This is a genomic window from Streptomyces sp. NPDC028308, from assembly GCF_055565855.1.
Genome location: NZ_JBVHTO010000009.1, coordinates 147,088 through 171,734, shown reverse-complemented (window position 1 = coordinate 171,734; position 24,647 = coordinate 147,088). Strand labels below are relative to the sequence as shown.

Here is a 24,647-nt window from a genome sequence, read left to right as displayed (position 1 = left end):
CGGATTGTGAGCTGGGAGGCGACAAGCGACAAGACAAGCGACAAGACAAGCAAGACGACAAGCCGCACGACAAGTGAGACGACAAGCCAGACGACAAGCAACTCACCCATCGCACGGGCCCGCGCCACCTGATGGCGCGGGCCCGCGGTGCACCCTGAGGGAGCATGAAATGCGCCAGCACACCCCGCCCGGCCAGATAGCCCCGCACATCCCCGCCGACACCTGGAACCGCGCCCAGGCCACCGGCCAGCCGGTCGTGTTCGTCGTCAACGACACCCCGCCCGCCTTCCCCTGGCAGCGCGTGCTGATCCCGTTCGCGATCGCCGGCGCCGCCGCCCTCGGCGCATGGGGCGTGGTCGCCGCCCTGTGCTGGCTGATGGACGTGGCCGCACACACCGCGACCGTCATCGCGGGCGCCGCCGGACCCATCGGAGCCGGCGGACTCACACTCAAGCTCGCCCGCGGCAAGAACACCTAGCTACGCCAAGGACGGCCCCCGCGTCTCGCCAAAGTCACGGGGCCGCCCTTGCCAACCCGCATCCATCTACGGAACTGGAGACAACCCAGCATGACGCAACCGACAGCCATTTGGCGAGAGAGCGCCTTACGGCCGCTAGCGCTGGACCTGTACTCGTGTGCCGGCGGCGCGGGGAAGGGACTCGAAGACGCGGGGTTCGAGGTGGACGGCTGTGACACGGCCGACCGCCCGAACTACCCGTTCTCGTACCACCGGGGCGACGCGCTCGAATACCTCGCCCACCTCATCAACTCGGGTGAGATCCGTCGCTACGCGTTCGTGCACGCCTCCCCGCCGTGCCAGGACAAGTGCACGCTGACCGTGGGCACCAATCGCTCCCAGGGGTGGGGCGGGACGCACGTCGACCTGGTCGCCCCCACGCGCGAGCTGCTCGAACAGACGGGACTGCCGTACTCGATCGAGCAGCCCAACGGGCGCGCAGAGATCCGCAAAGACCTCTCCCTGTGCGGGGAGATGTTCGGGCTCGGGGTCATCCGGCACCGCAACTTCGAGTTGGGCGGCTGGCGCATCGAGCAGCCGGCGCACGTCCCGCACCGCGGGCGGGTCCGCGGCTGGCGCCACGGCGAGTACTTCGACGGTCCCTACGTTGCCGCGTACGGCAACGGCGGGGGCAAGCCGTCCATCCCGGAGCTGCAAGCAGCGATGGGGATCACGTGGACGGACGTCCGCGAGGAACTGACCGAAGCCATCCCGCCCGCCTACACCGAGTTCATCGGCCGCGCCTTTCTGACACGGGCCGCGCTGGGGGTGGCAGCGTGAACGCCACCCCCAGCACGGACCTCACGCGGCTCGCCCTGCTCGCCTGGGCGACGCAGGCCGCGCAGCGCGGCTGGCACGTCATCCCGCTACGACCGAAGGACAAGCGCCCGGCCGGCCACGCGGAGCAGCACTGCCCCACCACCGGCCGGTGCGCGGACGGGCACAAGACACCCGAGCAGCGCGCCACCACCGACGTGGAGCTGCTCGCCGCCGCGTGGGCGCAGGCGCCGTACAACGTCGGGATTGCCACCGGCCCCTCCGGGCTGCTGGTCATCGACCTGGACACACTCAAGCCCACAGACGTGAAAGGAACGCCTGACGGAGCGACTTCTTTTGCAGCGCTCTGCGAGCGCGCCGGGCAGCCCGCACCCAACACCTACCGGGTGCGGACCGCCCGCGGTGGAGAGCACCTGTACTTCACCCAACCCCCCAGCGTCCGACTGCACTCCACCGCCGGACGGCTCGCAAAGAAGATCGACACCCGGGGGTGGGGCGGATACGTCGTCGCCCCCGGCAGCACCACGGCAGACGGCACGTACACGGTCCTGGACGACCGCGAACCCGTCCCACTGCCCGAATGGCTGCGCGAGGCCCTCACGGACACCCCATCGGCTGTGGCGGCGCCGCTGAGGCTGCCCGTCGTGGCGGGCAGTCTCGCGGCACAGGCGGCCCTGGAAGCCGAGTGCGCCGCGGTAGCCGGGGCCCCGGAAGGCACGCGGAACACGGTGCTCAACCGCAGCGCCTTCAAGGTGGGGCGGTTCGTCGCGTGGGGCGATCTTCCGCGGCACGTGGTCGAGGAGGCCTTCCAGGTGGCGGGGGAGTCGGCCGGTCTCGCCGCTGCCGAGTGCCGCACAACGATCCGCAGCGCCCTGGACGGCTCCATCCGCACCGCCCGCCCGCGGGAGGCCGCATGACCGCCCCCAACTCCCCCCACCTGGAAGGCCAACCCCAACCCAACTCTGGCCCGTGCGCCGCCCGACCGGCCGGTCCCAGGGCGGAAGTGGGCGAACCGAGGGTCGCCGCCCGTCAGGGCGTCCCTTCTGCCCGTCACTCTGAGAAGTTCCGCAGCAACCAGGCCCGCCACAGCACCCCAGACCCCACCCCGGAACAGCCCGGAACCCGCATCTACGCCCCACCCGTCTACCGCCACCACTACGACGGAGCCCGCTGGTGGAAGCAGCCCGGCGATACCCCCAACGGCGCCTACGCGTGCGCCTGCGGACAGTCCGCCACCGCTACCGGGGCCCAGAACGTCGCTGCGCTCGCCGCCGACTACGCGGCCCACAAGTCCACCTGCACGGGAGCTCCCGTGCCCCTGCCCGAAAGGAGGGCCGCCGCATGAACGAGACCATCGACGGGGCCGCGCTGCTGGACGAGGTGGAAGCCTTCCACCGCCGCTTCAACGTCTTCCCCACCGAACACGCCTACGTCGCCGTCGCCCTGTGGGACGCCCACGCGCACCTGATGGACGCACTCGACGGCACCGCCCGCATCGCCTTCCTCAGCCCCGAACCGGGTTCCGGGAAGTCGCGTGCGCTGGAGATCATCGAGACGCTTACCCCGCGTGCTGCGACCACGGTGAACGCCTCTGCGAATGCCCTGTTCCGGCTCGTCTCCGCAGATGAAGGCACACCCACACTTCTGTTTGACGAGATCGACACCGTGTTCGGGCCCAAGGCGGGCGGGAACGAGGAAGTCCGCGGGTTCCTCAACTCCGGTTACCGGCGCGGCGCTAAGTCCCTGCGCTGTGTCGGGGACGGATCCGACCAGAAAGCAGGCTTCTTCCCCTCGTTCTGCGCGGTCGCCATGGCCGGACTCGGCACGCTGCCGGACACGATCCTGACCCGCTCCGTCATCATCCGCATGCGGAAGAAGGCACCCAACGAGAAGTGCGAGCCCTACCGGCGCCGCGTCCACGAGAAGCAAGGTCATGTCCTGCGCGACCGACTCGCAGACTGGACCGCCACGGTGCGCGACCAGGTGTCTGAGGCGTGGCCCGAGATGCCCGAGGGCGTCACAGACCGGCCGGCGGACGTGTGGGAACCGCTGCTCGCGGTCGCGGACGCGGCCGGCGGCCACTGGCCGGCCCGAGCCCGCGCAGCGTGCATCGAACTCATCAAGTCCGCGAGCAGCAACGACGAAGCGTCCCTCGGTGTGCGGCTGTTGACTGACCTGCGCGACAAGGTGTTCTGCGGTGTGGACAAGATGCCCACCGCGGCCATCCTCGAAGTCCTCCTCTCCCTCGATGACGCCCCGTGGGCCGATATGAGCGAGGACGGACAGGCCATCAAGCCGCTCACCGCCCGCCGGCTGTCCAAATTCCTGAGCCAGTACGTGCGCCCCGACAACACCCCGATCAAGCCCAAGGGAATCCGGGTCGGCAGCACCACCCCCAAGGGCTACTACGCCGAAGACCTCACCGACGCGTGGAACCGCTACTGCCGCCCCGACCCCCAGGAATCCGCAACATCCGCAACATCCGCAACACCGCAGGTCAACGAGGGTGAATCTGTGGCGGAAGACCCTTCCGACACCCGCCACATGTCCGCGGGAACCGACACACGACAGCTCCGCATCGCTGGTTGACCGGCCCGCCCCCCACGGTCCCGCCGCGCCGCCACGTGGCGGGACCTATCCGCAACAGAAACGGCATCCGCCACAGATTCAAGCCGCTGACCAGCAATGTTGCGGCGTGGCGGATGTTGCGGATCCCCCAGAAGGCAGAAACCGAGGAGACGCAACGATGGCTCGCCCCCAGATGCTCAAACTCCCCGAAGTCCTGACCGAGCTCGGCATGAGCCGCGCGGCCTTTTATCGCATGCGCGCCCGCGGCAAGGCCCCCCGCCTTCGCAAGCTCCCCAATGGCCAGGTCCGGATTAGCCGCGCCGACCTGGATGCATGGTGGGAGAGCTGCACCGAGAACGCTGCCTGACACACCATCCGCTGGGCCCGCTCCCCAAGGGGGCGGGCCCTTCCGCTGCCTGGAGACCAATGCCCCTCACTTACGACGTCCGCGTCTACAGCATCGAGGCCCGCCGCGACCGCCCGAAGCCCTACCGCGTCCGGTGGCTGGTCGGCCCGCAGAAGCACTCAAAGAGCTACACCGTCAAAGCCCAAGCGGATGGACGGCGTTCGGAGCTGATGACCGCTCTCCGCAAGGGCGAGCAGTTCGATGTGGAAACGGGCCTGCCCGCTTCCGAACTTCGGGCGCTGAACGGCTCCGTGAGCTGGTACGAACACACCCGGACGTACGTCGAGCGCAGGTGGGATCGCCTACCCGCTAAGTCCCGTCGCAACGACGCGGATGCTCTCGCCACGATCACCCCGGCGCTCGTGAAGACGTCCGTCGGTCGACCGTCTGCCCGTGTACTCCGCACCGCCCTGTACGCGTGGGCGTACAACAAGAGCCGCTGGGATCAGGAGCACCCTGCCGAAGTTGTGGACGCGCTCCGCTGGATCGAGAAGAACTCGCTGCCCGTCTCCGCGCTCGAAGACCCCGAGACGCTGCGCCTGGCTCTCGATGCCCTGTCGACGCTGCTCAACGGCTCCCGTGCGGCCGGCCGCACGGCGAACCGCAAGCGCGCATGTCTCAGCGACGTCCTTGGCCTCGCCGTGGAACGTCGATACTTCAGCATCCCGGTGAACCCGTTAACGACGGTGAAGTGGTCGCCTCCGAAGTCGACCGAGGAAGTCGACCCCGCGAGCGTCGCCAACCCCCGACAGGTTCGGGAACTGCTCGCAGAGGTACGCGCTCAAGGCGATCGAGGCGCCCACCTCGAAGCCTTCTTCGGGTGCCTCTATTACGCCGCCATGCGGCCCGCCGAAGCCGTGGGGCTGACTGTGTCGCAGTGTCACCTCCCCAAGCGCGGCTGGGGTCGGCTCACGCTACGCGGCGGCATCGTCCACGCTGGCCACGGCTGGACGGACGACGATCGGGCCTACGAGCAACGTCATCTGAAGGCGCGCGCTGCCAGAGACTCCCGGGTCGTGCCCATCCCGCCCCACTTCGTGGCCATGCTCCGGTGGCATCTCACCCGGTACGGAGCGGCGCCGGACGGACGGCTCTTTCGCACGAACCGAGGCGGCGTGATTCAGGACACTGGATATGGCGAAGTATGGGCAGAGGCGCGAAGCGCGGCCCTCTCTCCTGTCGAGGCGGCATCTCCGCTTGCACGTCGCCCGTACGACCTTAGGTGCGCCGGCGTGTCCTTCTGGCTCTTCTCCAGGGTCGATCCGATGGAGGTGGCTCGCAGGGCCGGGCACTCGGTCGCGGTGCTCCTCCGGGTCTACGCGAAGGTTCTGGCTCAGGCGCAGGACCGAGCGAACCGCCAGATCGAGGCTGGCCTGCGGGAATGGGACGGAAATGGTGAATCCCCCGGGGGACGCCTGGGGGACACACGCTGATCAGAGCCGGGCCACACCCGAGATCTAGTGAGACAACCGTCGCTTTTCGGTCACCGTTCGAATCGCGACGTTCGAACAAGAAAAAACCCCCTCCGGTCTACGTTTCCGCAGTTCGGAGGGGGTCTACCTTCATGTGGCGGCGCCAGGATTCGAACCTGGGAAGGCTGAGCCGGCAGATTTACAGTCTGCTCCCTTTGGCCGCTCGGGCACACCGCCGGGGTTGCTGCCGTGAGGACCGCTTTGCGGCGGTGCTCCGTGGCAACGACGTAAACGATACCCGATGCCCGGGGGTGCTTCGCCACCCGATTGATCAGTACTCGGCGGGGGGCGGGTGGCTAGGCTTATGCGGATGCGGCGCGGGGCCCATGCCGGCTCTGCGGCCGCCCCCACGCACCCCGATACAAGGAGCCACAGGACATGGCCGACTCCAGTTTCGACATCGTCTCGAAGGTCGAGCGGCAGGAGGTCGACAACGCCCTCAACCAGGCCGCCAAGGAGATCTCGCAGCGCTACGACTTCAAGAACGTGGGCGCTTCGATCTCCTGGTCCGGCGAGAAGATCCTCATGGAGGCGAACTCCGAGGAGCGGGTCAAGGCCATCCTCGATGTGTTCGAGACCAAGCTGATCAAGCGCGGCATCTCGCTCAAGTCGCTGGACGCCGGTGAGCCGCAGCTCTCCGGCAAGGAGTACAAGATCTTCGCGTCCATCGAGGAGGGCATCTCCCAGGAGAACGCGAAGAAGGTCGCGAAGATCATTCGTGACGAGGGCCCCAAGGGCGTGAAGGCGCAGGTGCAGGGTGACGAGCTGCGCGTCAGCTCCAAGAGCCGGGACGACCTGCAGGCCGTCCAGGCGCTGCTCAAGGGCAAGGACTTCGACTTCGCGCTGCAGTTCGTGAACTACCGCTAGCGGATCCGGTGCGGGTACGAGGAAGGGTGGGCGCCCTGGGTGCCCACCCTTTCGGCCTGCTCGGGCTTTCTGTCTGCCCGGGTCTCCGTCATGAGTTCAGCGGCGCGAGTCCCCGAAGAAGATGCGGTAGAGCACCAGCAGGACGAGGGAGCCACCGATGGCGGCGGCCCAGGTGGCCCCGTCGTAGAACTCCTTGGTGATCGGGTGGTCCAGCCAGCGGGCGGAGATCCAGCCGCCGATGAAGGCGCCCGCGACGCCGATGACGGTCGTCCCGACGAAGCCGCCCGGGTCGCGCCCCGGCAGCAGGAACTTGGCGATGGCTCCGGCCAACAGCCCCAGAACGATCCAGCCGATGATGCCCATGCCCTGAACCCTGCCTCTCCGCGTCGTGCCCGGACTGTGATCATGCTCCGGCCGGGCAGTGTCCATGCGTTCGAGCCGCTGGTCGCACCCGTGTTGGTGCCCCGTTGCCCAGGAGGACGCCTGCCCGCCGTCGGCCGGTTGCGCTGATCAGTAGGGTGCTGCGCATGACACGACAAAGGGCCGCCGGTCAGGACGCCGGTGCCGGCCTGCGGCGGACGCTCGGCGTCGGGGACGCTGTCGTCATCGGACTGGGGTCGATGGTCGGCGCCGGGATCTTCGCCGCACTGGGGCCCGCCGCCGGGGCCGCCGGCTCAGGGCTGCTGATCGGGCTCGCCGTCGCCGCCGTGGTCGCCTACTGCAACGCGATGTCGTCGGCGCGGTTGGCCGCCCTGTATCCCGCCTCGGGCGGCACTTACGTGTACGGACGCGAGCGGCTCGGGGAGTTCTGGGGCTATCTCGCGGGCTGGTCGTTCGTCGTCGGGAAGACGGCCTCCTGTGCGGCGATGGCGCTCACCGTGGGCGCGTACGTCTGGCCGGATCAGGCGCACGCGGTGGCGGTCGGTGCCGTGGTGGCCCTGACCGCGGTGAACTACGGCGGGATCCAGAAGTCGGCCTGGCTGACCCGGGTGATCGTGGCGGTGGTCCTCGCCGTCCTCGCTTCCGTGGTGGTCGTGTGCCTCGGCTCCGACGCCTCGGACGCCGGCCGACTGGACATCGGGTTGTCCGGTGGCCTGGGCGGGGTGCTTCAGGCGGCCGGTCTGCTGTTCTTCGCGTTCGCCGGGTACGCGCGGATCGCGACCCTCGGGGAGGAGGTCCGGGATCCGGCGCGCACCATTCCCCGTGCCATCCCGCTGGCCCTGGGTATCGCGCTGGTCGTGTACGTGGCCGTGGCGGTCTCGGTCCTGTCCGTGCTGGGTGCGGAAGGGCTGGGCGCGGCTTCGGCGCCGCTGGCCGACGCCGTGCGGGCGGCGGGGGTTCCGGGGCTCGTACCCGTGGTGCGCGTGGGTGCGGCCGTGGCCGCGCTCGGATCGCTCCTCGCCCTCATCCTCGGGGTCTCGCGGACGACGCTGGCCATGGCGCGTGACCGGCATCTGTCGGGCGTCCTGGCCGTCGTTCACCCGCGCTTCCAGGTGCCCCACCGGGCGGAACTGGCCGTGGGAGCGGTGGTCGCGATCCTGGCGGCGACGGTCGACGTGCGGGGTGCCATCGGTTTCTCCTCCTTCGGGGTGCTGGCGTACTACGCCGTCGCCAACGCCTCGGCGTGGACGCTCGGTTCGGCTCCCGTCCAGCGGGTCGTCCCGCTGGTCGGGCTCGTCGGGTGCGCGACGCTGGCGTTCGCGCTGCCGGGTGTCTCGGTCGTCGTGGGCGCGGCCGTGCTGGCGGCGGGAGCGGCCGCGTACGTCGTACGGCGGTGGGCGGCCTCGCGGTAGGCGAGTGGAGGACGGCTTCGCGGTACGTCGCCTCTCGAACGGCAGGGAGTTGGTGGGGGCTGCCCAGCCGTAGGACCGCCCCGCGGATGGCGAGGAGTCAGCCGGGAGCTGACTCGCGGTACGCCGACCTCGCGCGGACGGGGTGAGGCGAAAGCTGTCCCCCGGTGGGCAGCCTCGCGGGTGGAAGTGAGGCAGTGCGCCTTCGCGGTACGTCGCCCCGCCGTGGGCGTGAGTCGCGTCGTCGGGCTACCTGGTCGGGGCCGAGCGGCTGCGGAAGTCGGGCCAAGGGGGCAGGTCCGCGCCGTCGTTGGACTCCTCGTACCAGCCGGTGCCGTCCAGCCAGGCGTGCAGCCAGTCCTTGAGGCTCGCGGCGTCCACGTACCAGGCGTCGTCGGCGCGGTCGGCGTTCGGTTCGAAGAACAGGACCGTGCCGTCCGGGTCCCGGCAGTCCACGCACGCGTACATCCCGCAGCCCCAGTGGGATATCGGCAGGACTCCCTCCGGCCAGGGCCAGTCGGGGTCCTTGAGGCCCTCGGCGCGGTTGGCGGCGTACTGCGGGACGGCCGCCGGTTCACCGGACGGCGCGCTGTCGAGCAGGGGCAACAGGCCGTACTCCGGGCCGAACCCGCCGTCTCCTATCCGCAGGTAGAGCGCGGCGAGCAGTGCCGGCAGCGGGAAGCCCAGGGCGGACTCCGCGCGGGCGATCACGGAGGAGTCCACCGGCTCCGGAAGCGACGGCCAGCCCCACGGGCGGGTGTCGCGGGCCTGTCGGGCGACCCTTGCCAGCAACTGCTCGATTTCGGTCATGGGCTCATGATGCAGCGCGGCACCGACAACCGTGCGGGCCTGTGGATAACCTCCGCGACGGGCGGGTTCGGTGCTGTGGACAACTGCGCCCGCACGGCCGTGGACCAAGGGTGCCCGCATCCTCGGCCCCTTGGTTCAGGTGGGTTTCGGGCAGTCCGCGTGGGGACTCCTGAGGCGTCGTCACGCGAGGCGGAGGTCCACGCCCTCCTCGGTGAGGAAGGCGACCAGTTCCTCGAACGTCCATGGACGCCGGCTCACGTGCGGTGTGGGGCCGAGGCAGGTGCGGGCGACGTCGGCGTCGTGCCAGACCAGTGTCAGCGGCTGTCGGGCGCCCCAGCGGCCGCGGAGGCAGTCGGTGACGGCGTCGAGACCCCAGCCGAAGTAGCCGCCCGGGCCGTTCACGGCTTCGCCGAGCGCGCAGAAGAAGGCGGGCAGGTCGGTGACGTGACGGCCGTCGAGGTGGAAGGTGGTGCCCGCCGGCCGGTCCGGCCCTCCGTGCGGATGGTTCGCCAGAGCCGTCCCCAGCCAGGCACTCCGGCCTTCCGGGCTCAGCCGCGCCCAGAGACCGGGCTCGGTCGGGCGCCCGTCCCACCAGAGGTCCCAGACCTCGGGGGCGGCGGACGGGGGCCGCTCGGACCAGGGTTCGAGGGCGAGGTCGACGAGGCCGGGACCGCGCGCGGACGGGATCCAGGCGGTGATCTCGCCCTCCACGGCCTCCTGGACGGTGCGGCCGTGCGCGTCGAGGCGCAGTACCGCGGCGTGGCCCAGGTCCTCCTCGCCCGCGTCCATGGCCTCGCGCAGGGCACCGCGCGGGGTGCAGCCGAGCAGCCGCAGGGATGACTCCGTCGCGGGCTCCTCTTCGCGCGTGCGCGCCAGGTCCTTGCAGGTGCCGTGGCTCTCGCCGGTCTCGCCGTGGATCCGGTAGCCCGGGGAGAGCGGCGGGCACTGCGGATAGTCGAAGGGGTTGTCTGCGGACTCGGACGCCTCCACCACGACGTCGCGGAGGGCGAGGTCGCGTGCGCACGGGCGGTCGCCGAGGACCCGTACGTCCTCCAGGGCCCACTCCTCGACCGGTTCGCCCCGTCCGTCGAGGATCGTCAGGACCAGGACGCCCACGGGCGCCGAGCCCTCGGCGCGGGACCGGGTCAGCGCGGTGCGCAGTCGGCCCTCGGGACCGCAGTCCAGCAGCGTGTACCTCGCGCGCGTGGGAGCGGGCGGGTCGGCGCAGAGGTCCTCGGCCTCCGCGCACAGAGCCCAGGTCTCGCGGTTCTCCGCCTCGTATTCGGCGTCCTGGTCGTACGCCACCAGGGCGTACTTCGGCGGGCGCACCCCGGCGGCTAGCGCGTCGCGAACGGCTGGTCCGAGCGCACGATCTCGCGGCCCAGCGGGAGCAGTGACACCGGGAGGAGCTTGAAGTTGGCGATGCCGAAGGGGATGCCGATGATCGTGACGCACAGGGCGATGCCCGTCACGATGTGGGCCAGGGCGAGCCACCAGCCCGCGAGGACCAGCCACAGGACGTTGCCCACGCACGAGGGCGCGCCCGCGTCGCGGCGCTCCACCGTCGTGTAGCCGAAGGGCCACAGGGCGTAGACGCCGATGCGGAAGGCGGCGATGCCGAACGGGATACCGATGATCGTGACGCACAGCAGTACGCCCGCGAGCAGGTATCCGAGGAACAGCCAGAAGCCGCTCAGGACGAGCCAGATGACGTTCAGGATTGTCTTCACTGTTGGCGACCTGCCATCTTCTCAAGCCGGGCGATGCGCTCCGCCATGGGCGGATGCGTGGAGAACATCTTGGAGAGTCCCTGGCCCGGGCGGAACGGGTTGGCGATCATCATGTGGCTGGCGGTCTCGATGCGCGGCTCCGGGGGCAGCGGCAGCTGCTTGGTGCCGGCGTCGAGCTTGCGCAGGGCGCTCGCGAGGGCCAGGGGGTCCCCGGTGAGCTGGGAGCCGGAGGCGTCCGCCTCGTACTCCCTGGAGCGGCTGATGGCAAGCTGGATGAGGGACGCGGCGAGCGGGCCGAGGATCATGACCAGCAGCAGGCCCAGGATGCCGGGTCCGTCGTCGTCGTTCGAGCGGCCGATCGGGATCAGCCAGGCGAAGTTGACCAGGAACATGATCACCGACGCGAGGGCGCCGGCGACCGAGGAGATCAGGATGTCCCGGTTGTAGACGTGGCTGAGTTCGTGGCCGATGACGCCTCGCAACTCGCGCTCGTCGAGCAGGCGCAGGATGCCGTCGGTGCAGCACACGGCGGCGTTGCGGGGGTTGCGGCCCGTCGCGAACGCGTTGGGCGCCTCGGTGGGTGAGATGTACAGCCGCGGCATGGGCTGGCGGGCCTGGGTCGAGAGCTCGCGGACCATGCGGTACAGCGCCGGGGCCTCGAATTCGCTCACCGGGCGGGCGCGCATCGCGCGGAGCGCCAGCTTGTCGCTGTTCCAGTACGCGTACGCGTTCGTGCCGACGGCGATCACGAGGGCGACGATCAGACCGGTGCGCCCGAAGAAGCTGCCGATGACGATGATGAGTGCGGACAGTCCCCCGAGGAGTACGGCGGTCCTGAGCCCGTTGTGCCGGCGGTGCACGGTACGCCCTCCAAGTGGTGCGGCAGGGGAACCCTTGCTTGCGGATGCTGCATGCGTCCACTCCTCAGTGGACCCTCCCGTACAGGTCAACGCCAGGCGGGAGGCACTAGTTCCCTTGTGCCCGCGCCGGCGGGCGTGGGCCGACCGGGTGACGGGGCGGGTGTCCCACGCGCGCGTGCGGGCGTTTTGAGGGCGTCGTGGGGCACGCGTGCGCGCGGGCGCGGGGCCCGTCCGCGCGCCACGCGTGCGGGTGCCGGGCCGGGGTCCTGGTCGGGCCCGCCCGGGTGTGGGCCGCGGTGGGCGGTCCGGTCAGAAGAGGCCGGTGTCGGAGAAGCGCAGGACCAACTGGGGTGCTCCGGAGAGGGCGATACCGAGGACGGCCGTCAGGGCGATGACCGCGGTCAGCGGGGCCGGGACCGGGTGCCTGGCCGTCTCGCCTTCGGGGGCCCGGAAGAGCAGCGTCGTCCACTGGAGGTAGTAGAAGAGCGCGATCACGACGTTGACGGCCATCACCACGGCCAGCCAGCCGAGTCCGGCGTCGACGACCGCCGAGAAGACGGTCACCTTGGCGAAGAGGCCGATGATGCCCGGCGGCAGCCCCGCGAGGCAGAGCAGGAAGAAGCCGAGAATCAGGGCCGAGAGGGGGCTCTTGGCGTACAGACCGCGGTAGTCGCTGACGCGGTTCAGCGGGCTCGTACGGCCGACGAGGGCCGCCACGGCGAAGGCGCCGAGGTTCACGGCGGCGTACATGAGGGCGTACGCGAGGGTGGAGCCGACGGCCTTCTCGGCGTCGTCGGAGTAGGCGGCGGAGGCGATCGGCACCAGCAGGTAGCCGGCCTGGCCGACGGAGGACCAGGCGAGCAGCCGGACCGCGCTGTACGCGCGCGTGGTGCGCTGGCGCAGGGCGCCGACGTTGCCGATGGTCATCGTCAGCGCGGCGAGCACCGCCAGCGCGGGGCCCCAGACGTCCGCGTACGAGGGGAACGCGACGACGGTGACGAGGATCAGGCCGGAGAAGCCGACCGCCTTGCCGACGACCGACAGGTAGGCGGCGATCGGCAGGGGGGCGCCCACGTAGGTGTCGGGCACCCAGAAGTGGAAGGGCACCGCGGCCGTCTTGAAGGCGAACCCGATGAGCGTGAGGACGACGCCCGTCTGGGCGAGGGTGTCGAACTGCCCGTCCACGTGCTGGATCTTGTCGGCGATCTCCGTCAGGTACAGGGTGCCGGTCGTGGCGTACACGAAGCTGACGCCCATGAGGCTGACGGCGGTCGCGGTGACCGACGAGAGGAAGAACTTGAGGGCCGCTTCGGAGGACCTGCGGTCGCCGCGCCTGATGCCGACCAGGGCGAAGGCGGGCAGGGAGGCGACCTCAAGGGCGACGATGAGGGTCGCGAGGTCGCGGGAGGCGGGGAGCAGGGCTGCGCCGGCGGCGGAGGACAGCAGCAGGAACCAGTACTCGCCCTCGGGGAGCTCCTTGTCGGCGTCCTTGAGGGCGGTCACCGAGAGCAGCGCCACCAGGAGGGCGCCACCGAGGACCAGGAACTGGATGACGAGGGTGAACCGGTCCGCGGTGTAGCTGCACACGTCGGCGTCGCCGGTCAGGCAGAACGTGGCGCGGTCCCCGTCCAGGAGGGGCAGCAGCAACAGTGCGGACGCGGCGAGTCCGGCGACCGAGATCCAGCCGAGCAGCGCCTTCCTCGCGTCGCCGACGAAGAGGTCGGCGACGAGCACGGCGAGTCCGACGGCCGCCGCGAGGGTGGGCGGCGCGATCGCGAGCCAGTCGACGGACTGGACCAGGGAGCTCATCGGGTGCCTCCTGCGAGGAGCTGCTGCACGGCCGGGTCGGTCAGGCCGAGCAGGGCCTTCGGCCAGAGTCCGGCGATGACGGTGAGGGCGACGAGCGGGGTCCAGGCCGCGAACTCGTAGGCCTGGACGTCGGCGAGCCGCGGGGCGTCCTGCTGCGGAACCGCGCCCATGCAGACGCGGCGCACCACGACGAGCATGTACGCGGCGGTGAGCAGGGTGCCGAAGGCGGCGATCGACATGAAGGTCAGGAACGCGGGGCGGCTGAGGTCGTCGGCTGGGTCGAAGGCGCCGAACAGCGCCAGCATCTCGCCCCAGAACCCGGCGAGGCCGGGCAGTCCGAGCGAGGCGACGGCGCCGAAGGCGAGCAGACCGCCGAGCCGGGGTGCCTTGCCGTAGAGGGCGGCGCCGGTCTCCTGGGCGAGGGTGTCGAGGTCGGTCGTGCCCGTACGGTCCTTGAGGGCGCCGACCAGGAAGAAGAGCAGGCCGGTGATGAGGCCGTGGGCGATGTTGGCGAACAGCGCGCCGTTCACGCCGGTCGGGGTCATCGTCGCGATGCCGAGCAGGACGAAGCCCATGTGGCCGACGGAGGAGTACGCGATGAGGCGTTTGAGGTCGCCCTTCGCGCCCTGCTTGGCGAGGGCGAGGCAGGCCAGCGATCCGTAGATGATCCCGACCACCGCGAGCGCCGCGAGGTAGGGCGCGAAGGTGCTCATGCCCTCGGGTGCGACGGGGAGCAGGATCCGGACGAATCCGTACGTGCCCATCTTCAGCAGGACGCCGGCCAGCAGGACCGAGCCGACGGTGGGCGCGGCGGTGTGCGCGTCGGGCAGCCAGCTGTGCAGAGGCCACATCGGCGTCTTGACAGCCAGTCCGATCCCGATCGCCAGAACCGCGATGACCTGCACGGATGTGGTGAGTTCGCGGCCGTTGTCAGTGGCGAGTGCCACCATGTCGAATGTGCCCGCCTTGATCCCGATCAGGAGCAGGCCCAGCAGCATGACGACGGAACCGAGCAGTGTGTAGAGGATGAACTTCCAGGCGGCGGCCTGCCGCCCGGCACCGCCCCAGCGGGCGATGAGGAAGTACATCGGGATGAGCACCATCTCGAAGGCGAGGAAGAACAGCAGCAGGTCGAGGACGGCGAAGGTGGCGAGGGTGCCGGACTCGAGGACGAGGACGAGTGCGACGAACGCCTTCGGGGTGGGGCCCGCGGGCATCTTGAAGTAGCTGTAGAGCGCGCAGAGGAAGGTCAGCAGCGCGGTCAGGACCAGAAGGGGGAGGGAGATGCCGTCGATGCCGAGGTGGATGCGCACGTCGAGTGCGGGGATCCAGCTGATGTCCGTCGTGGCCTGCATCTTTGACGGATGGTCGTGGTCGAAGCCGAGCGCGAGGACGATCGCGGCGATGAGCACCACACCGGTGACGAGCACGCCGTGCCGCAGCACCGCCTGCTCGGGCGACTTCCCCTTCAGCCCGGGCGGGGCCGGCAGGAGAGCCGCGGCCGCGCCGATGAGCGGGCCGACGACGATCAATGCGAGAAGGATCTGCATCACGGATTCGCTGATATCGATCACGCCTGCTCACGCTCCCGTGGCGACGAGGAGGACGGCGACCGTCAGGACGACGGTGCCGGCGAGCAGCGCGCTCACATAGGTCTGGACGTTGCCGGTCTGGGCGCGCCGTGCGCCCTCGCCGAGCCAGCGGGGCAGGGCGCCCGCACCCCGTACGTAGGTGTCGACGACCTCGCGGTCGAGGAACCGGACGAGTGCGGCCGCGGCCTGGACCGGGCGGACGAACAGCGTCGTGTACACGGCGTCGAGGTGGAAGCCGGCGGCGGCATGACGGTGCAGCGGGCCGAGCAGCAGGCGGCCGGGGTCCGCCGGGTCGGGCGCGGAGGCGATGTCTCCGTAGGCGGGCGTGTGACTCGCGATGGCCTCGGCCTCCACCAGTCCGGCGTCGCCCTCGGGGTGGGCGGCGACCGCCCCGAGGGGCGTGCGGGCGGCCATCGCGGTGGTGTGCCGCCAGGCGCCGTAGGTGACGAGTCCGCCGACGAGGGCGAGCCCCGTACCGAGGACGGAGGTGGTGAGGACCGGTGTCAGGTCGCGGCCGTCGAACCAGTCGGGCAGCGGTCCGTACGCCAGACCGAAGGCGAGCGACGGGACGGCGAGTACCCAGAGCACCGCGGTCATGGTGAGGGGCTGCCTGCCGTGGTCGGGGGCCTCGGCTCCCCGGCCGTTGAAGGCCAGCAGCCACAGTCGCGTCGCGTACGCGGCGGTGAGCACGGCCGTGACGAGGCCGGCGAGGAGGACGATCCAGCCGGCGGCGCCGGGGGCGTGCTCGGTGTGGCCGGTGGCGACGTGCTCGGCCGCGCCGAGAACGGCCTCCTTGGAGAAGAAGCCGCTGAACGGAGGGATGGCGGCGAGCGCGAGCAGCGCCACGGTCATCGTCCAGAAGGCGTCGGGGATGCGGGCGCGCAGGTCCTTCATGCGGGACATGGCGGCCAGCGAGTTGGTACCGGAGGCGTGGATGACCACGCCGGCGGCGAGGAACAGCAGCGCCTTGAAGGCGCCGTGCGACACGAGGTGGAAGACGGCGGCCCCGCGGTCGGCGACGGCGAGGGCGCCGGTCATGTAGCCGAGCTGGCCGATCGTCGAATAGGCGAGGACGCGCTTGATGTCGTCCTGGGCGAGCGCCGCCAGCGCCGAACCGGTCATCGTGACCGCGGCCATCACGGCGAGCACGACCATCGCGGCCGAGGAGGCCTCGAACACCGGAAGGAGGCGGGCGATGAAGTAGACACCGGCGGCGACCATCGTCGCGGCGTGGATCAGCGCGGAGACGGGCGTGGGGCCCGCCATCGCGTCGGGCAGCCAGGTGTGCAGCGGGAACTGCGCCGACTTGCCCGCGACACCGGCGAGGAGCAGCAGGGCGATCAGCGTCGGGTGGTCGAGTCCGCCGCTCGCGACGGTGCCGAGGATCTTCGTGATGCGGAAGGACCCGGCGTCGGTGCCGAGCGCGAACAGGCCGATCAGGAAGGGGACGTCACCGAGCTTGGTGACCAGGAAGGCCTTGATCGAGGCGGCGCGCGCCTCGGGGGTCTCCCAGTAGTGGCCGACCAGAAAGTACGAGCAGATGCCCATGATCTCCCAGCCGACCAGCAGCACGATGAGGTCGCCTGAGTAGACGACGAGCAGCATCGCGGAGGTGAAGAGGGAGACGAGGGCGGCGTACGAGGGGTAGCGCGGGTCGTCGCGGAGGTAGCCCGTGGAGTAGATCTGCACGCAGGAGGCGACCAGGCCGACCAGGACGGCGACGAGGGCGGCGAAGCCGTCGATGTGCAGGGCCAGTTCGATCGGGACCGAGCCGGTGGGCGTGAGTTCGGTGGCCGCGTCGACGGCCCGGCCGCCGCCCTGGCGTACCGCGACCAGTACGGCGATGACGAGCGCCGCGAGGGTCGGGAGCACGGCGAGGGGGCGTACGAAGCCGGGGGCCGTCCGGCCGAGAAGCAGGCCGGCCGCGGCGCCCAGGAACGGGAGGAGGGGGACGAGGACGGCGAGGGTGGTCGTGGTCACGCGGTGGCCTCAGCCTTCTCGGCCGTGGCCGGCGCGGCGGTGTCCGGGCCGTCGCCGTCGGGGCCGTCGCCGGTCTCGGCGGTGTCGCGGAGCTTGTCGATGTCCGAGGTGCCGCGGTTGCGGTACACGGCGAGGACGATCGCCAGGCCGATGCCGATCTCGGCGGCGGCGATGGCGATGGTGAACAGGGTGAGCGCCTGTCCGGAGTGCAGGGTGTCGCGGGCCGCCTTCGAGAGCCAGACGTCGAAGGCGACGAGGTTCAGGTTGACGGCGTTGAGCATGAGCTCGACGGACATCAGGACCAGGATCGCGTTGCGGCGCGCGAGGACTCCGTACAGGCCCGTGCAGAACAGGAGGGCGGAGAGCACGGCGGGATAGGCGAGGTGCATCAGCGGTTCCCTTCCTTGCCGGAGGGCCGCTCGTCGGCCGTCTTCGGGTCCGCCGCGGCTGGGCGGGTCGCCGTCGGGCCGGGGGCTGTGCGGCTCGGGGGGAGCGTGCCGGAGGGCCGAAGCGGGCCGGACGACGTGCGTGCCTTGCCGGGGTCCTCCTCCGCGGCTGTCTTGCGGGAGAGCACGATCGCGCCGACGAGGGCGGCGAGGAGCAGGACCGAGAGGGCTTCGAAGGGGAGCACCCAGCTCTGGAACAGGCTCTCGCCCGCGGTCTCCGTGGAGCCCTCGGCGGGGCCCTCCAGGTCCATCCAGGTCGTACGGAAGGCGTCGACGACGACCCATACCAGGGCGCAGGCGGCGGCGACGGCCACGGCCAGGGCGGCCCAGCGGTTGCCGGAGTCGGCGTCCGGCGAGCGGCCGATGGGAGCCCTGGTGAGCATCAGTCCGAACAGGAGGAGGACGACGACGGAACCGACGTAGATGAGGACCTGCACCCAGGCGATGAACTCGGCCGTGAGGAGGAGGTATTCGACGGCGAGACCACCGAGCGCGACCACGAGCCACAGGGCCGCGTGCACCAGTTGCCGGGTGGTCACGGTCACGATCGCGGCGCCGAAGGTGACGAGGCCGACGAGCAGGAACGCGATCTCCACGCCGGTCGGCGAGAGGAAGCCGTGGCTGCCGGCGGCGGTGGTCGTCACGGGCGCGGCGACGGCGGCCGTGGCGTGCGCCGTGGCGGCGGCCGTGGCTGCTGCGAGGCTCACGACTGGCCCTCCCGCGGGTCGGTGGGGCCGGTCGGAGGGGCGGCTTGATCTGGTCCGTCGGTGCTCGGGGGCTGCCGGGTCTGTCCGGGCCGGCCCGCCTCTCCGGCCTGGCCCGCCTGGCCGGTCGGGTCGGGCGACTGCGACGGCTTGGCCGGCTCGGCGGACTCGGTGGGCTGGGTCGGCTCGGTGGGCTGGGTGGGCTCGGGACGCTGGGTCGACTGGAGCTGCTGGGCCTGTTCGGCGGCCAGTTTGTCGGCTGTCTTGCGGGCCGCGGTCATCTCCTTCGGCTCCTCGGCACCGGGGTCGAGGGCGGGCGGGGCCGGGACGGTCCACATCCACTCGCGGAGCTTGTCGCGCTCGTGGGTGAGTTCATGGATGTCGGTCTCGGCGTACTCGAACTCCGGGGACCAGAACAGCGCGTCGAAGGGGCAGACCTCGATGCAGATACCGCAGTACATGCACAGGGCGAAGTCGATGGCGAAGCGGTCGAGGACGTTGCGGCTGCGCTCGCGGCCACCCGGGGCGGCGGGCGGGACCGTCTCCTTGTGGGAGTCGATGTAGATGCACCAGTCCGGGCACTCGCGGGCGCACAGCATGCAGACCGTGCAGTTCTCCTCGAAGAGCCCGATGACACCGCGGGTGCGGGGCGGGAGTTCGGGCTGGGCGTCCGGGTACTGCTCGGTGACGGTCTTCTTCGTCATCGTGCGGAGCGTGACGGCGAGGCCCTTGGCGAGGCCGGCGCCGGGGATGGGGGCCACTAGGAGATCACCACCTTGACGACGCCGGTGAGGGCGATCTGGGCGAGGGCGAGCGGGACGAGGAGGGTCCAGGCGAGTTTCTGGAGCTGGTCCTCGCGGAGACGGGGGTAGGTGACGCGCAGCCAGATGACGACGAAGGCGAGGATCGCGGTCTTCAGCAGGGTCCAGACCCAGCCGAGGCCGTCGGCACCCCACGGTCCGTGCCAGCCGCCCAGGAAGAGGACGGTGGTGAGGCCGCACAGGACGACGATTCCGGCGTACTCGGCGAGGAGGAACAGGGCGAAGCGCAGGCCCGTGTACTCGGTGTACGCGCCGAAGATGATCTCCGAGTCGGCGACCGGCATGTCGAAGGGCGGGCGCTGGAGTTCGGCGAGGCCGGCGACGAAGAAGACGATCGCGCCGACGATCTGCCAGGGCAGCCACCACCACTCGAAGGCGTCGACGATGCCGGGGAGGGAGACCGTGCCGGCCGCCATCGCGACCGAGGCCGCGGTGAGGAGCATGGGCAGTTCGTAGGCCAGGAGCTGTGCGGCGGTGCGGAGGCCGCCGAGCAGGGAGAACTTGTTCGCCGAGGCCCAGCCGGCCATGAGCGAGCCGAGGACGCCCACGCCCATCACCGCGAGCACGAAGAAGATGCCCGCGTCGACGACCTCGCCGACGGCGCCCTCACCCGGCCCGATCGGGATGGCGAGGAGGACCAGGAGGTACGGGAGGAGGGCGACGGCGGGCGCGAGCTGGAAGATACGGCGGTCCGCCCCGGCCGGGACGACGTCCTCCTTCTGGGCGAACTTGACGCCGTCCGCGACGAGTTGGGCCCAGCCGTGGAAGCCGCCGGCGTACATCGGGCCCAGGCGGCCCTGCATGTGGGCCATCACCTTGTGCTCGGTCTGACCGACGATCAGCGGGAAGGTCAGGAAGACGACGAAGACGACGAGGAGTCGCAGGGCGACGTCGAGAGCGTCGTTCACTGCGGGCCTCCGGCGGGGTCGTCCTTGGTGGGGGTGTTCCGGCGTGCGGAGTCCGAGCCGGGGTCGGCGTCGGGCTCGTTACCGGGGTGCGGGACGCTGTCCGGTTCGGTACCGGTACCGGTATCGGGGTGCGGGGCGCTGTCCGGCTCGGTACCGGTACTTGGCTCGGTACCGGTACTCGGCTCGGTACCGGTCTCCGGCTCGGTACCGGTATCCGACGCGGGGTCGGAATCCTGCGCGGGGTCGGAATCCCGCTCGCGGGCCCGCTGGGAACCGGAATCCGGCTCCGACGCCGATTTCGGCTCCGGCTCCGGCTCCGACTTCGGCTCCCGTTCCGGAGCAGGCTCCGCGTCGGGGTTCGCGTCGGCGTCGGTCACGCGGTCCGGTTCGGCCTGCGCCCCGGTCGCTGCCGGCCTACTCTCGGCACCGGCACCGGCACCGGCACCGGCACCAGCACCCGCACCCGCACCCGGTTCAGTACCAGCACCAGGTTCAGCACCGGCATCCGTACCCGGACCGGCGTCCGGCTCACGCTCGTCAAAAGCGGGCCGGGCGTGGTGCCAGGGGGCGTCCGCGCTGCGTGGGGTCCTGGCGGGCGTCGGTGTGGTCGGGCTCGGCGGAGTCGGCCCCTCGGGGGTCGGTTCCGCCGCGTCCGTGTCGGTTCCCGGGGTTCGCGGACCGGCGTCGCGACCGGTGACCGCGTCCGTTCCCGAGGCGCTCGGCTCGGCCTGCCCGGCCGCGGAACGCTGGGTCGCGGACCCCTCGCCCGCTCTGCGCGCCCGTCGCGGCCCGGCCGAACCGGCAGCACCCGTCGGCCGACGTGCGCCCTCAGTACCCGTACCAGCACCAACACCGGCACCGGCACCGGAACCGGCACCGGAACCTGACGCCTCACCGGAACCAGAACCGATACCGGGACCAGCACCAGCGCCGGTCGCTCCATCGCTACCGGTACCACCGGTACCAGCACCCGACGGCACACCGGCACCAGCACCCGCCGCCGCACCGGTACCAGCACCAGCACCCGACGGCACACCGGTACCAGCACCCGTACCGGTACCCGACGTGTCACCGGCACCAGCACCGCCACCCGTACCAGCACCCGACGCCTCACCGGCACCGGCACCAGCACCCGTACCCCCCGCGACCTGCTGGCTGGCCGAGCCCTCGGTTGCCGAGCGGGTGCGTCGCGGCGGCCTTGCCGGGGTCGGCTCGGCGGGCGTGGAGGCCGGGGTGGACGAGGGCGTGGTGGCCGCGGGGGTAGCGGGCGTGGGCTGGCCGGCCGAGCCCTCGCCCGTGGTGCGGGTGCGGCGCGGCGGGCGGTCGGCTGCGGCGCCGCGGGCGGCACCCCGCGCCGGGCGGGCGGGCGCGGGCGGGAGCTGGCCCTTGAGGGGGCCCCACTCGTTCGGGTCGGGCACCCCCGGCGGCAGCATCTGGCGGCGCTTGGGACCGCCGTGGTCCGACTCGCCGGGTTCCTTCGCGCCGGGCCACGCCTTGGCGACGCGGGCCGCGAGCACGAAGTCCTTGCGCAGCGGGTGGCCCTCGAAACCGTCGGGCAGGAGCAGCGGGTCCAGGCCGGGGTGGCCCTCGAAGTCGACGCCGAACATTTCGTGGGTCTCGCGCTCGTGCCAGCCGGCGCCCGCGTAGACGTCGACGGCGGAGCGCAGGACGGGCGCCGAGTGCGGGACGGTCGTACGGACGAGGAGGCGGCGTACCGGGGACAGTGCCACGACGTGGGCGCAGACGTGGAAGCCCGTGCCGGGTTCGTCGACGGCGCTCAGCCAGTCGAAGTAGGTGCACGCCAGGGTGTCGCGGGCCGTCCGCAGGGCGTCGGTCCAGGAAGCGGGCGGTACGTCGACGGTGAGGAGCGCGTACGACTCCTCGACGGTGGCGTCGGGGCCGAAGAGTTCCTCGACGGGGGCGGGGAGCCAGCCGGTGGTCATCGGTCCTCCCCCGCTGCCGGCGGGCGCACCAGGCCGCTCTGGAGCGCGGCCGTGGAGGGGCGGGACGTGCCGTAGCGCTCGCTCAGCGACTCGCGGGCGATCTTCTCCTGGAGCTTCAGGATGCCCTGGAGGAGGGCCTCGGGGCGGGGCGGGCACCCGGGGACGTAGACGTCGACGGGGATGATCTGGTCGACGCCCTTGGTCACGGAGTACGAGTCCCAGTACGGGCCGCCGCAGTTGGAGCAGGCGCCGAAGGAGATGACGTACTTGGGCTCGGGCATCTGTTCGTACAGACGCTTCACGGCGGGGGCCATCTTGTCGGTGACCGTGCCGGAGACGACCATCAGGTCGGCCTGGCGGGGGCCGGGCGCGAACGGGATCACGCCGAGGCGGATGAAGTCGTGCCGGGCCATCGACGCGGCGATGAACTCGATCGCGCAGCAGGCGAGGCCGAAGTTGAAGACCCACAGGCTGTAGCGGCGGCCCCAGTTGAGGACCACCTTCATCGGCTCGGGGGCCAGGCGGGCGAGCGCGCCCAGCCTCTTCGGCTCGGGAAGCAGTACCGGCTGGGCCGGCTCCGGGGTCACGTCCATGTGAGGACGCCCTTCTTGTATGCGTACAGCAGGCCCACGGCCAGGAAGCCGAGGAAGACGAACATCTCGACGAGCGTGGCGGCACCGTAGCCGTCCCGGGCGAAGACGGTCGCCCACGGGAACAGGAAGATCGAGTCCACGGCGAAGATCACGTACAGGAAGGCGTAGACGTAGTAGCGGACCTGGGTGTGGGCCCAGCCCTCGCCGACGGGGTCGACGCCGCACTCGTACGTCAGGAGTTTCTCGGGCGTCGGTACGACGGGTCGCAGCAGCCGTCCCGCGCCGAAGGCGACGGCGACGAACAGCACGCCGACGAGAGTGAGCAGTCCGACGACCGAATAGGACTGGAAATAGTCCGACGCGACCACGGTCGCGGTGTCCGCGCCCCCGGTCCCGGCGATCACGGTCGGTTCCGGCACGTCCGCCCCTCGCTCTCTGACCTCGTGGTCCTTCGTGAACCTCGCGTTCGACGATCTGTACGCACGGGAGTCTAGGGCCTGCTAAAGAACCCGTAAGCAGCCCGTCACGCCTTGGCATGGGCAGGACGTGTCCGCCGGGAACCGCCGGGGTGGGGTTTTCCCCAGTGGATCGTGGCGGCCCACCTCATGGCGCCGGGGCCCGCGGCCCGGCACGCTAGCGAATATGACCGAACGCATCACGACCACCGGCGCCGCGGACGAACCGGCGTCCGACAGCGGGCTCCTGCCCCCCGCCCGCCTCGCGCTGCCATCGCAGACGTGGAAGGAGATCGCGCATCTCCTCGCGAACCTTCCGGTGTCGATCATCGGCTTCACGTACGTCGTGACCGTGATGTCCATCGGGACCGGGCTCTCGGTGACGGTGGTCGGGCTGCCGCTGCTCGCGGGCGGGCTGATGGGCTCGCGGCTGCTGGGCCGGGCCGAGCGGGCGCGGGCACGGGCGCTGCTCGGCGTGCGGATCGACGAGCCGAGCCCGTTGCCGGTACGGCGGACCGGCTTCTTCGGCTGGCTCTGGTCGACGCTGAAGGACCCGGTGGCCTGGCGGACGACGTTGTACGAGTTCATAAGGCTGCCGTGGGGCATCGCGACGTTCACGGTCACGCTGGTCTCCTTCTTCGTGCTGTGGCCGGTGCTGCCGTTCATCACACGGGGGCTGACCAACGCGGACCGGGCGATGGTGCGGGGGCTGCTGTCCCCCTCGGACGAGCTGGAGCGGCGCATCGCCGAGCTGGAGTCGGACCGCGGGGTGGTGGTCGACACGGCCGCGGCGGACCTGCGGCGCATCGAGCGCGACCTGCACGACGGGGCGCAGGCCCGGCTGGTCAACCTCGCGATGGGGCTGGGTCTGGCCAAGGAGAAGCTCCTGGAGGGCCAGGCCGACGAAAGCGTCGCGGTGATGGTCGAGGAGGCGCACGGCGAGGTGAAGCTCGCGCTGCAGGAGCTGCGTGATCTGGCCCGCGGGATCCATCCGGCGGTGCTCACGGATCGCGGCCTGGACGCCGCGCTCTCGTCGATCGCCTCGCGGTGCACGGTACCGGTGAAGGTGACCGCCGACCTGCCGGAGCGGCCGGCGGCGGCGATCGAGGGCATCGCGTACTTCACGGTCTCCGAGCTGCTGCAGAACGTGAGCAAGCACAGCGGTGCGCGTTCGGCTTCTGTCGACGTGTGGCGGGCGGACGAGCGGCTGCTCATCCAGGTGTGGGACGACGGGAGCGGCGGGGCGCGGCTCGACGGCGGTACGGGGATGGCGGGCCTCGCCGACCGGCTGGGCGCGGTCGACGGGCTGTTCCTCATCGAGTCGCCCGAGGGCGGGCCGACCACGATCACGGCGGAGCTCCCCTGGCGGAACCGCGAGCCCGGCGAAGTCCGCTAGCGACAACTCCGGGCACACCCCCCGGGGCCGCGCCCTCCACACCCGTCCACCCTGACGGGCAGGGCGCGGCCCCCTCGCACCTCCGCGCAGCCGCCGAATCCCGGGGAGCCCAGCCATGCCGAACCCCGGGAGCGACAGCCGGGCCGATCACCCCGACGGACAACGCCCGCACCGCCCGCACCCGCGGGCGATTGCCGGCGCGG

Annotated in this window: 24 protein-coding genes and 1 tRNA gene; 9 read left to right on the top strand and 16 right to left on the bottom strand. The window is 71.1% G+C overall.

Going from position 1 to position 24,647, the window contains the following annotated elements:
• The first annotated feature begins 169 nt into the window (after positions 1 to 169).
• The 6 genes from ACZ4VA_RS21785 (at position 170) to ACZ4VA_RS21760 (ending at position 5,701) form a co-directional block, all read left to right on the top strand.
• Positions 170 to 478 (top strand): hypothetical protein, encoded by a 309-nt coding sequence (locus ACZ4VA_RS21785; RefSeq protein ID WP_468082394.1) that lies wholly within the window; start codon positions 170 to 172, stop codon positions 476 to 478.
• A gap of 90 nt (positions 479 to 568) precedes the next feature.
• On the top strand, positions 569 to 1,297 hold the full coding sequence (locus tag ACZ4VA_RS21780) for a DNA methylase (RefSeq protein WP_468082393.1): 729 nt from the start codon (positions 569 to 571) through the stop codon (positions 1,295 to 1,297).
• Positions 1,294 to 2,211, top strand: a complete 918-nt coding sequence (locus tag ACZ4VA_RS21775; protein ID WP_468082392.1) for a bifunctional DNA primase/polymerase — start codon at positions 1,294 to 1,296, stop codon at positions 2,209 to 2,211. The genes ACZ4VA_RS21780 and ACZ4VA_RS21775 overlap by 4 nt, the downstream gene beginning before the upstream one ends.
• 424 nt (positions 2,212 to 2,635) lie before the next feature.
• On the top strand, positions 2,636 to 3,883 hold the full coding sequence (locus ACZ4VA_RS21770; RefSeq protein WP_468082391.1) for a DUF3631 domain-containing protein: 1,248 nt from the start codon (positions 2,636 to 2,638) through the stop codon (positions 3,881 to 3,883).
• Between the two features lie 157 nt (positions 3,884 to 4,040).
• Positions 4,041 to 4,229: a helix-turn-helix transcriptional regulator gene (locus ACZ4VA_RS21765; protein ID WP_468082390.1), complete on the top strand. Its 189-nt coding sequence runs from the start codon at positions 4,041 to 4,043 to the stop codon at positions 4,227 to 4,229.
• A gap of 59 nt (positions 4,230 to 4,288) precedes the next feature.
• Positions 4,289 to 5,701, top strand: a complete 1,413-nt coding sequence (locus tag ACZ4VA_RS21760) for a tyrosine-type recombinase/integrase (protein ID WP_468082389.1) — start codon at positions 4,289 to 4,291, stop codon at positions 5,699 to 5,701.
• 134 nt (positions 5,702 to 5,835) lie between these two features.
• Here the strand turns inward: ACZ4VA_RS21760 and ACZ4VA_RS21755 are convergent.
• Positions 5,836 to 5,917, bottom strand: a tRNA-Tyr gene (locus tag ACZ4VA_RS21755).
• Positions 5,918 to 6,118: 201 nt separating this feature from the next.
• Between ACZ4VA_RS21755 and ACZ4VA_RS21750 the strand changes: the two genes are divergently transcribed.
• Positions 6,119 to 6,607 (top strand): YajQ family cyclic di-GMP-binding protein, encoded by a 489-nt coding sequence (locus ACZ4VA_RS21750; RefSeq protein ID WP_355789823.1) that lies wholly within the window; start codon positions 6,119 to 6,121, stop codon positions 6,605 to 6,607.
• 96 nt (positions 6,608 to 6,703) lie between these two features.
• Here ACZ4VA_RS21750 and ACZ4VA_RS21745 read toward each other — a convergent pair whose 3' ends face one another.
• A complete protein-coding gene (locus ACZ4VA_RS21745) occupies positions 6,704 to 6,970 on the bottom strand; it encodes a GlsB/YeaQ/YmgE family stress response membrane protein (RefSeq protein WP_355789826.1) in 267 nt (88 codons plus the stop codon).
• Positions 6,971 to 7,134: 164 nt separating this feature from the next.
• Between ACZ4VA_RS21745 and ACZ4VA_RS21740 the strand changes: the two genes are divergently transcribed.
• The gene (locus ACZ4VA_RS21740) at positions 7,135 to 8,400 is read left to right on the top strand and encodes an APC family permease (RefSeq protein ID WP_468082388.1); all 1,266 of its coding nucleotides are present in this window, start codon (positions 7,135 to 7,137) and stop codon (positions 8,398 to 8,400) included.
• Positions 8,401 to 8,646: 246 nt separating this feature from the next.
• Here ACZ4VA_RS21740 and ACZ4VA_RS21735 read toward each other — a convergent pair whose 3' ends face one another.
• The 14 genes from ACZ4VA_RS21735 to ACZ4VA_RS21670 all read right to left on the bottom strand — a co-directional run bounded on the left by ACZ4VA_RS21735 (position 8,647) and on the right by ACZ4VA_RS21670 (position 23,012).
• The gene (locus tag ACZ4VA_RS21735) at positions 8,647 to 9,207 is read right to left on the bottom strand and encodes an SMI1/KNR4 family protein (RefSeq protein WP_468082387.1); all 561 of its coding nucleotides are present in this window, start codon (positions 9,205 to 9,207) and stop codon (positions 8,647 to 8,649) included.
• A 180-nt stretch (positions 9,208 to 9,387) separates the two neighbouring features.
• Positions 9,388 to 10,536, bottom strand: coding sequence for a barstar family protein (locus tag ACZ4VA_RS21730; RefSeq protein ID WP_468082386.1), 1,149 nt, complete (start codon positions 10,534 to 10,536; stop codon positions 9,388 to 9,390).
• A gap of 8 nt (positions 10,537 to 10,544) precedes the next feature.
• Positions 10,545 to 10,937, bottom strand: a complete 393-nt coding sequence (locus tag ACZ4VA_RS21725; protein WP_355793260.1) for a YccF domain-containing protein — start codon at positions 10,935 to 10,937, stop codon at positions 10,545 to 10,547.
• Entirely contained in the window at positions 10,934 to 11,797 is an 864-nt protein-coding gene (gene htpX / locus ACZ4VA_RS21720; RefSeq protein ID WP_355793258.1) for a zinc metalloprotease HtpX, read from the bottom strand. The genes ACZ4VA_RS21725 and htpX overlap by 4 nt, the downstream gene beginning before the upstream one ends.
• A gap of 309 nt (positions 11,798 to 12,106) precedes the next feature.
• Positions 12,107 to 13,606 carry an NADH-quinone oxidoreductase subunit N gene (locus ACZ4VA_RS21715; RefSeq protein WP_356242332.1) on the bottom strand — a complete coding sequence of 500 codons (1,500 nt, stop codon included), beginning with the start codon at positions 13,604 to 13,606 and terminating at the stop codon, positions 12,107 to 12,109.
• Positions 13,603 to 15,180: an NADH-quinone oxidoreductase subunit M gene (locus ACZ4VA_RS21710; RefSeq protein ID WP_355784850.1), complete on the bottom strand. Its 1,578-nt coding sequence runs from the start codon at positions 15,178 to 15,180 to the stop codon at positions 13,603 to 13,605. Before ACZ4VA_RS21710 ends, ACZ4VA_RS21715 begins: the two co-directional genes overlap by 4 nt.
• Before the next feature lie 6 nt (positions 15,181 to 15,186).
• Positions 15,187 to 17,178, bottom strand: a complete 1,992-nt coding sequence (locus tag ACZ4VA_RS21705) for an NADH-quinone oxidoreductase subunit 5 family protein (protein ID WP_468082385.1) — start codon at positions 17,176 to 17,178, stop codon at positions 15,187 to 15,189.
• Positions 17,175 to 17,567, bottom strand: a complete 393-nt coding sequence (gene nuoK / locus ACZ4VA_RS21700) for an NADH-quinone oxidoreductase subunit NuoK (RefSeq protein ID WP_355784845.1) — start codon at positions 17,565 to 17,567, stop codon at positions 17,175 to 17,177. Before nuoK ends, ACZ4VA_RS21705 begins: the two co-directional genes overlap by 4 nt.
• Positions 17,567 to 18,331 (bottom strand): NADH-quinone oxidoreductase subunit J family protein, encoded by a 765-nt coding sequence (locus tag ACZ4VA_RS21695; RefSeq protein WP_468082384.1) that lies wholly within the window; start codon positions 18,329 to 18,331, stop codon positions 17,567 to 17,569. Before ACZ4VA_RS21695 ends, nuoK begins: the two co-directional genes overlap by 1 nt.
• Positions 18,328 to 19,089: a NuoI/complex I 23 kDa subunit family protein gene (locus ACZ4VA_RS21690; protein ID WP_468082383.1), complete on the bottom strand. Its 762-nt coding sequence runs from the start codon at positions 19,087 to 19,089 to the stop codon at positions 18,328 to 18,330. The genes ACZ4VA_RS21695 and ACZ4VA_RS21690 overlap by 4 nt, the downstream gene beginning before the upstream one ends.
• Positions 19,089 to 20,057, bottom strand: coding sequence for a complex I subunit 1/NuoH family protein (locus ACZ4VA_RS21685; RefSeq protein ID WP_389391154.1), 969 nt, complete (start codon positions 20,055 to 20,057; stop codon positions 19,089 to 19,091). Before ACZ4VA_RS21685 ends, ACZ4VA_RS21690 begins: the two co-directional genes overlap by 1 nt.
• Entirely contained in the window at positions 20,054 to 22,000 is a 1,947-nt protein-coding gene (locus tag ACZ4VA_RS21680) for an NADH-quinone oxidoreductase subunit C (RefSeq protein WP_468082382.1), read from the bottom strand. Before ACZ4VA_RS21680 ends, ACZ4VA_RS21685 begins: the two co-directional genes overlap by 4 nt.
• Positions 21,997 to 22,593, bottom strand: a complete 597-nt coding sequence (locus ACZ4VA_RS21675) for an NADH-quinone oxidoreductase subunit B (protein ID WP_355782566.1) — start codon at positions 22,591 to 22,593, stop codon at positions 21,997 to 21,999. The genes ACZ4VA_RS21680 and ACZ4VA_RS21675 overlap by 4 nt, the downstream gene beginning before the upstream one ends.
• On the bottom strand, positions 22,584 to 23,012 hold the full coding sequence (locus ACZ4VA_RS21670) for an NADH-quinone oxidoreductase subunit A (protein ID WP_355782569.1): 429 nt from the start codon (positions 23,010 to 23,012) through the stop codon (positions 22,584 to 22,586). The genes ACZ4VA_RS21675 and ACZ4VA_RS21670 overlap by 10 nt, the downstream gene beginning before the upstream one ends.
• A gap of 223 nt (positions 23,013 to 23,235) precedes the next feature.
• Here ACZ4VA_RS21670 and ACZ4VA_RS21665 point away from each other — a divergent pair, with 223 nt between their 5' ends.
• A complete protein-coding gene (locus ACZ4VA_RS21665) occupies positions 23,236 to 24,444 on the top strand; it encodes a sensor histidine kinase (protein ID WP_355782572.1) in 1,209 nt (402 codons plus the stop codon).
• Positions 24,445 to 24,647: the final 203 nt, after the last annotated feature.

Coding starts and splice junctions, on each gene's coding strand:
- ACZ4VA_RS21735 (WP_468082387.1), bottom strand. CDS start 9,207: ATGACCGAAATCGAGCAGTTGCTGGCAAGGGTCGCCCGACAGGCCCGC.
- ACZ4VA_RS21665 (WP_355782572.1), top strand. CDS start 23,236: ATGACCGAACGCATCACGACCACCGGCGCCGCGGACGAACCGGCGTCC.
- ACZ4VA_RS21780 (WP_468082393.1), top strand. CDS start 569: ATGACGCAACCGACAGCCATTTGGCGAGAGAGCGCCTTACGGCCGCTA.
- ACZ4VA_RS21785 (WP_468082394.1), top strand. CDS start 170: ATGCGCCAGCACACCCCGCCCGGCCAGATAGCCCCGCACATCCCCGCC.
- ACZ4VA_RS21715 (WP_356242332.1), bottom strand. CDS start 13,606: ATGAGCTCCCTGGTCCAGTCCGTCGACTGGCTCGCGATCGCGCCGCCC.
- ACZ4VA_RS21765 (WP_468082390.1), top strand. CDS start 4,041: ATGGCTCGCCCCCAGATGCTCAAACTCCCCGAAGTCCTGACCGAGCTC.
- ACZ4VA_RS21770 (WP_468082391.1), top strand. CDS start 2,636: ATGAACGAGACCATCGACGGGGCCGCGCTGCTGGACGAGGTGGAAGCC.
- nuoK (WP_355784845.1), bottom strand. CDS start 17,567: ATGCACCTCGCCTATCCCGCCGTGCTCTCCGCCCTCCTGTTCTGCACG.
- ACZ4VA_RS21740 (WP_468082388.1), top strand. CDS start 7,135: ATGACACGACAAAGGGCCGCCGGTCAGGACGCCGGTGCCGGCCTGCGG.
- ACZ4VA_RS21760 (WP_468082389.1), top strand. CDS start 4,289: ATGCCCCTCACTTACGACGTCCGCGTCTACAGCATCGAGGCCCGCCGC.
- ACZ4VA_RS21680 (WP_468082382.1), bottom strand. CDS start 22,000: ATGACCACCGGCTGGCTCCCCGCCCCCGTCGAGGAACTCTTCGGCCCC.
- ACZ4VA_RS21750 (WP_355789823.1), top strand. CDS start 6,119: ATGGCCGACTCCAGTTTCGACATCGTCTCGAAGGTCGAGCGGCAGGAG.
- ACZ4VA_RS21745 (WP_355789826.1), bottom strand. CDS start 6,970: ATGGGCATCATCGGCTGGATCGTTCTGGGGCTGTTGGCCGGAGCCATC.
- ACZ4VA_RS21675 (WP_355782566.1), bottom strand. CDS start 22,593: ATGGACGTGACCCCGGAGCCGGCCCAGCCGGTACTGCTTCCCGAGCCG.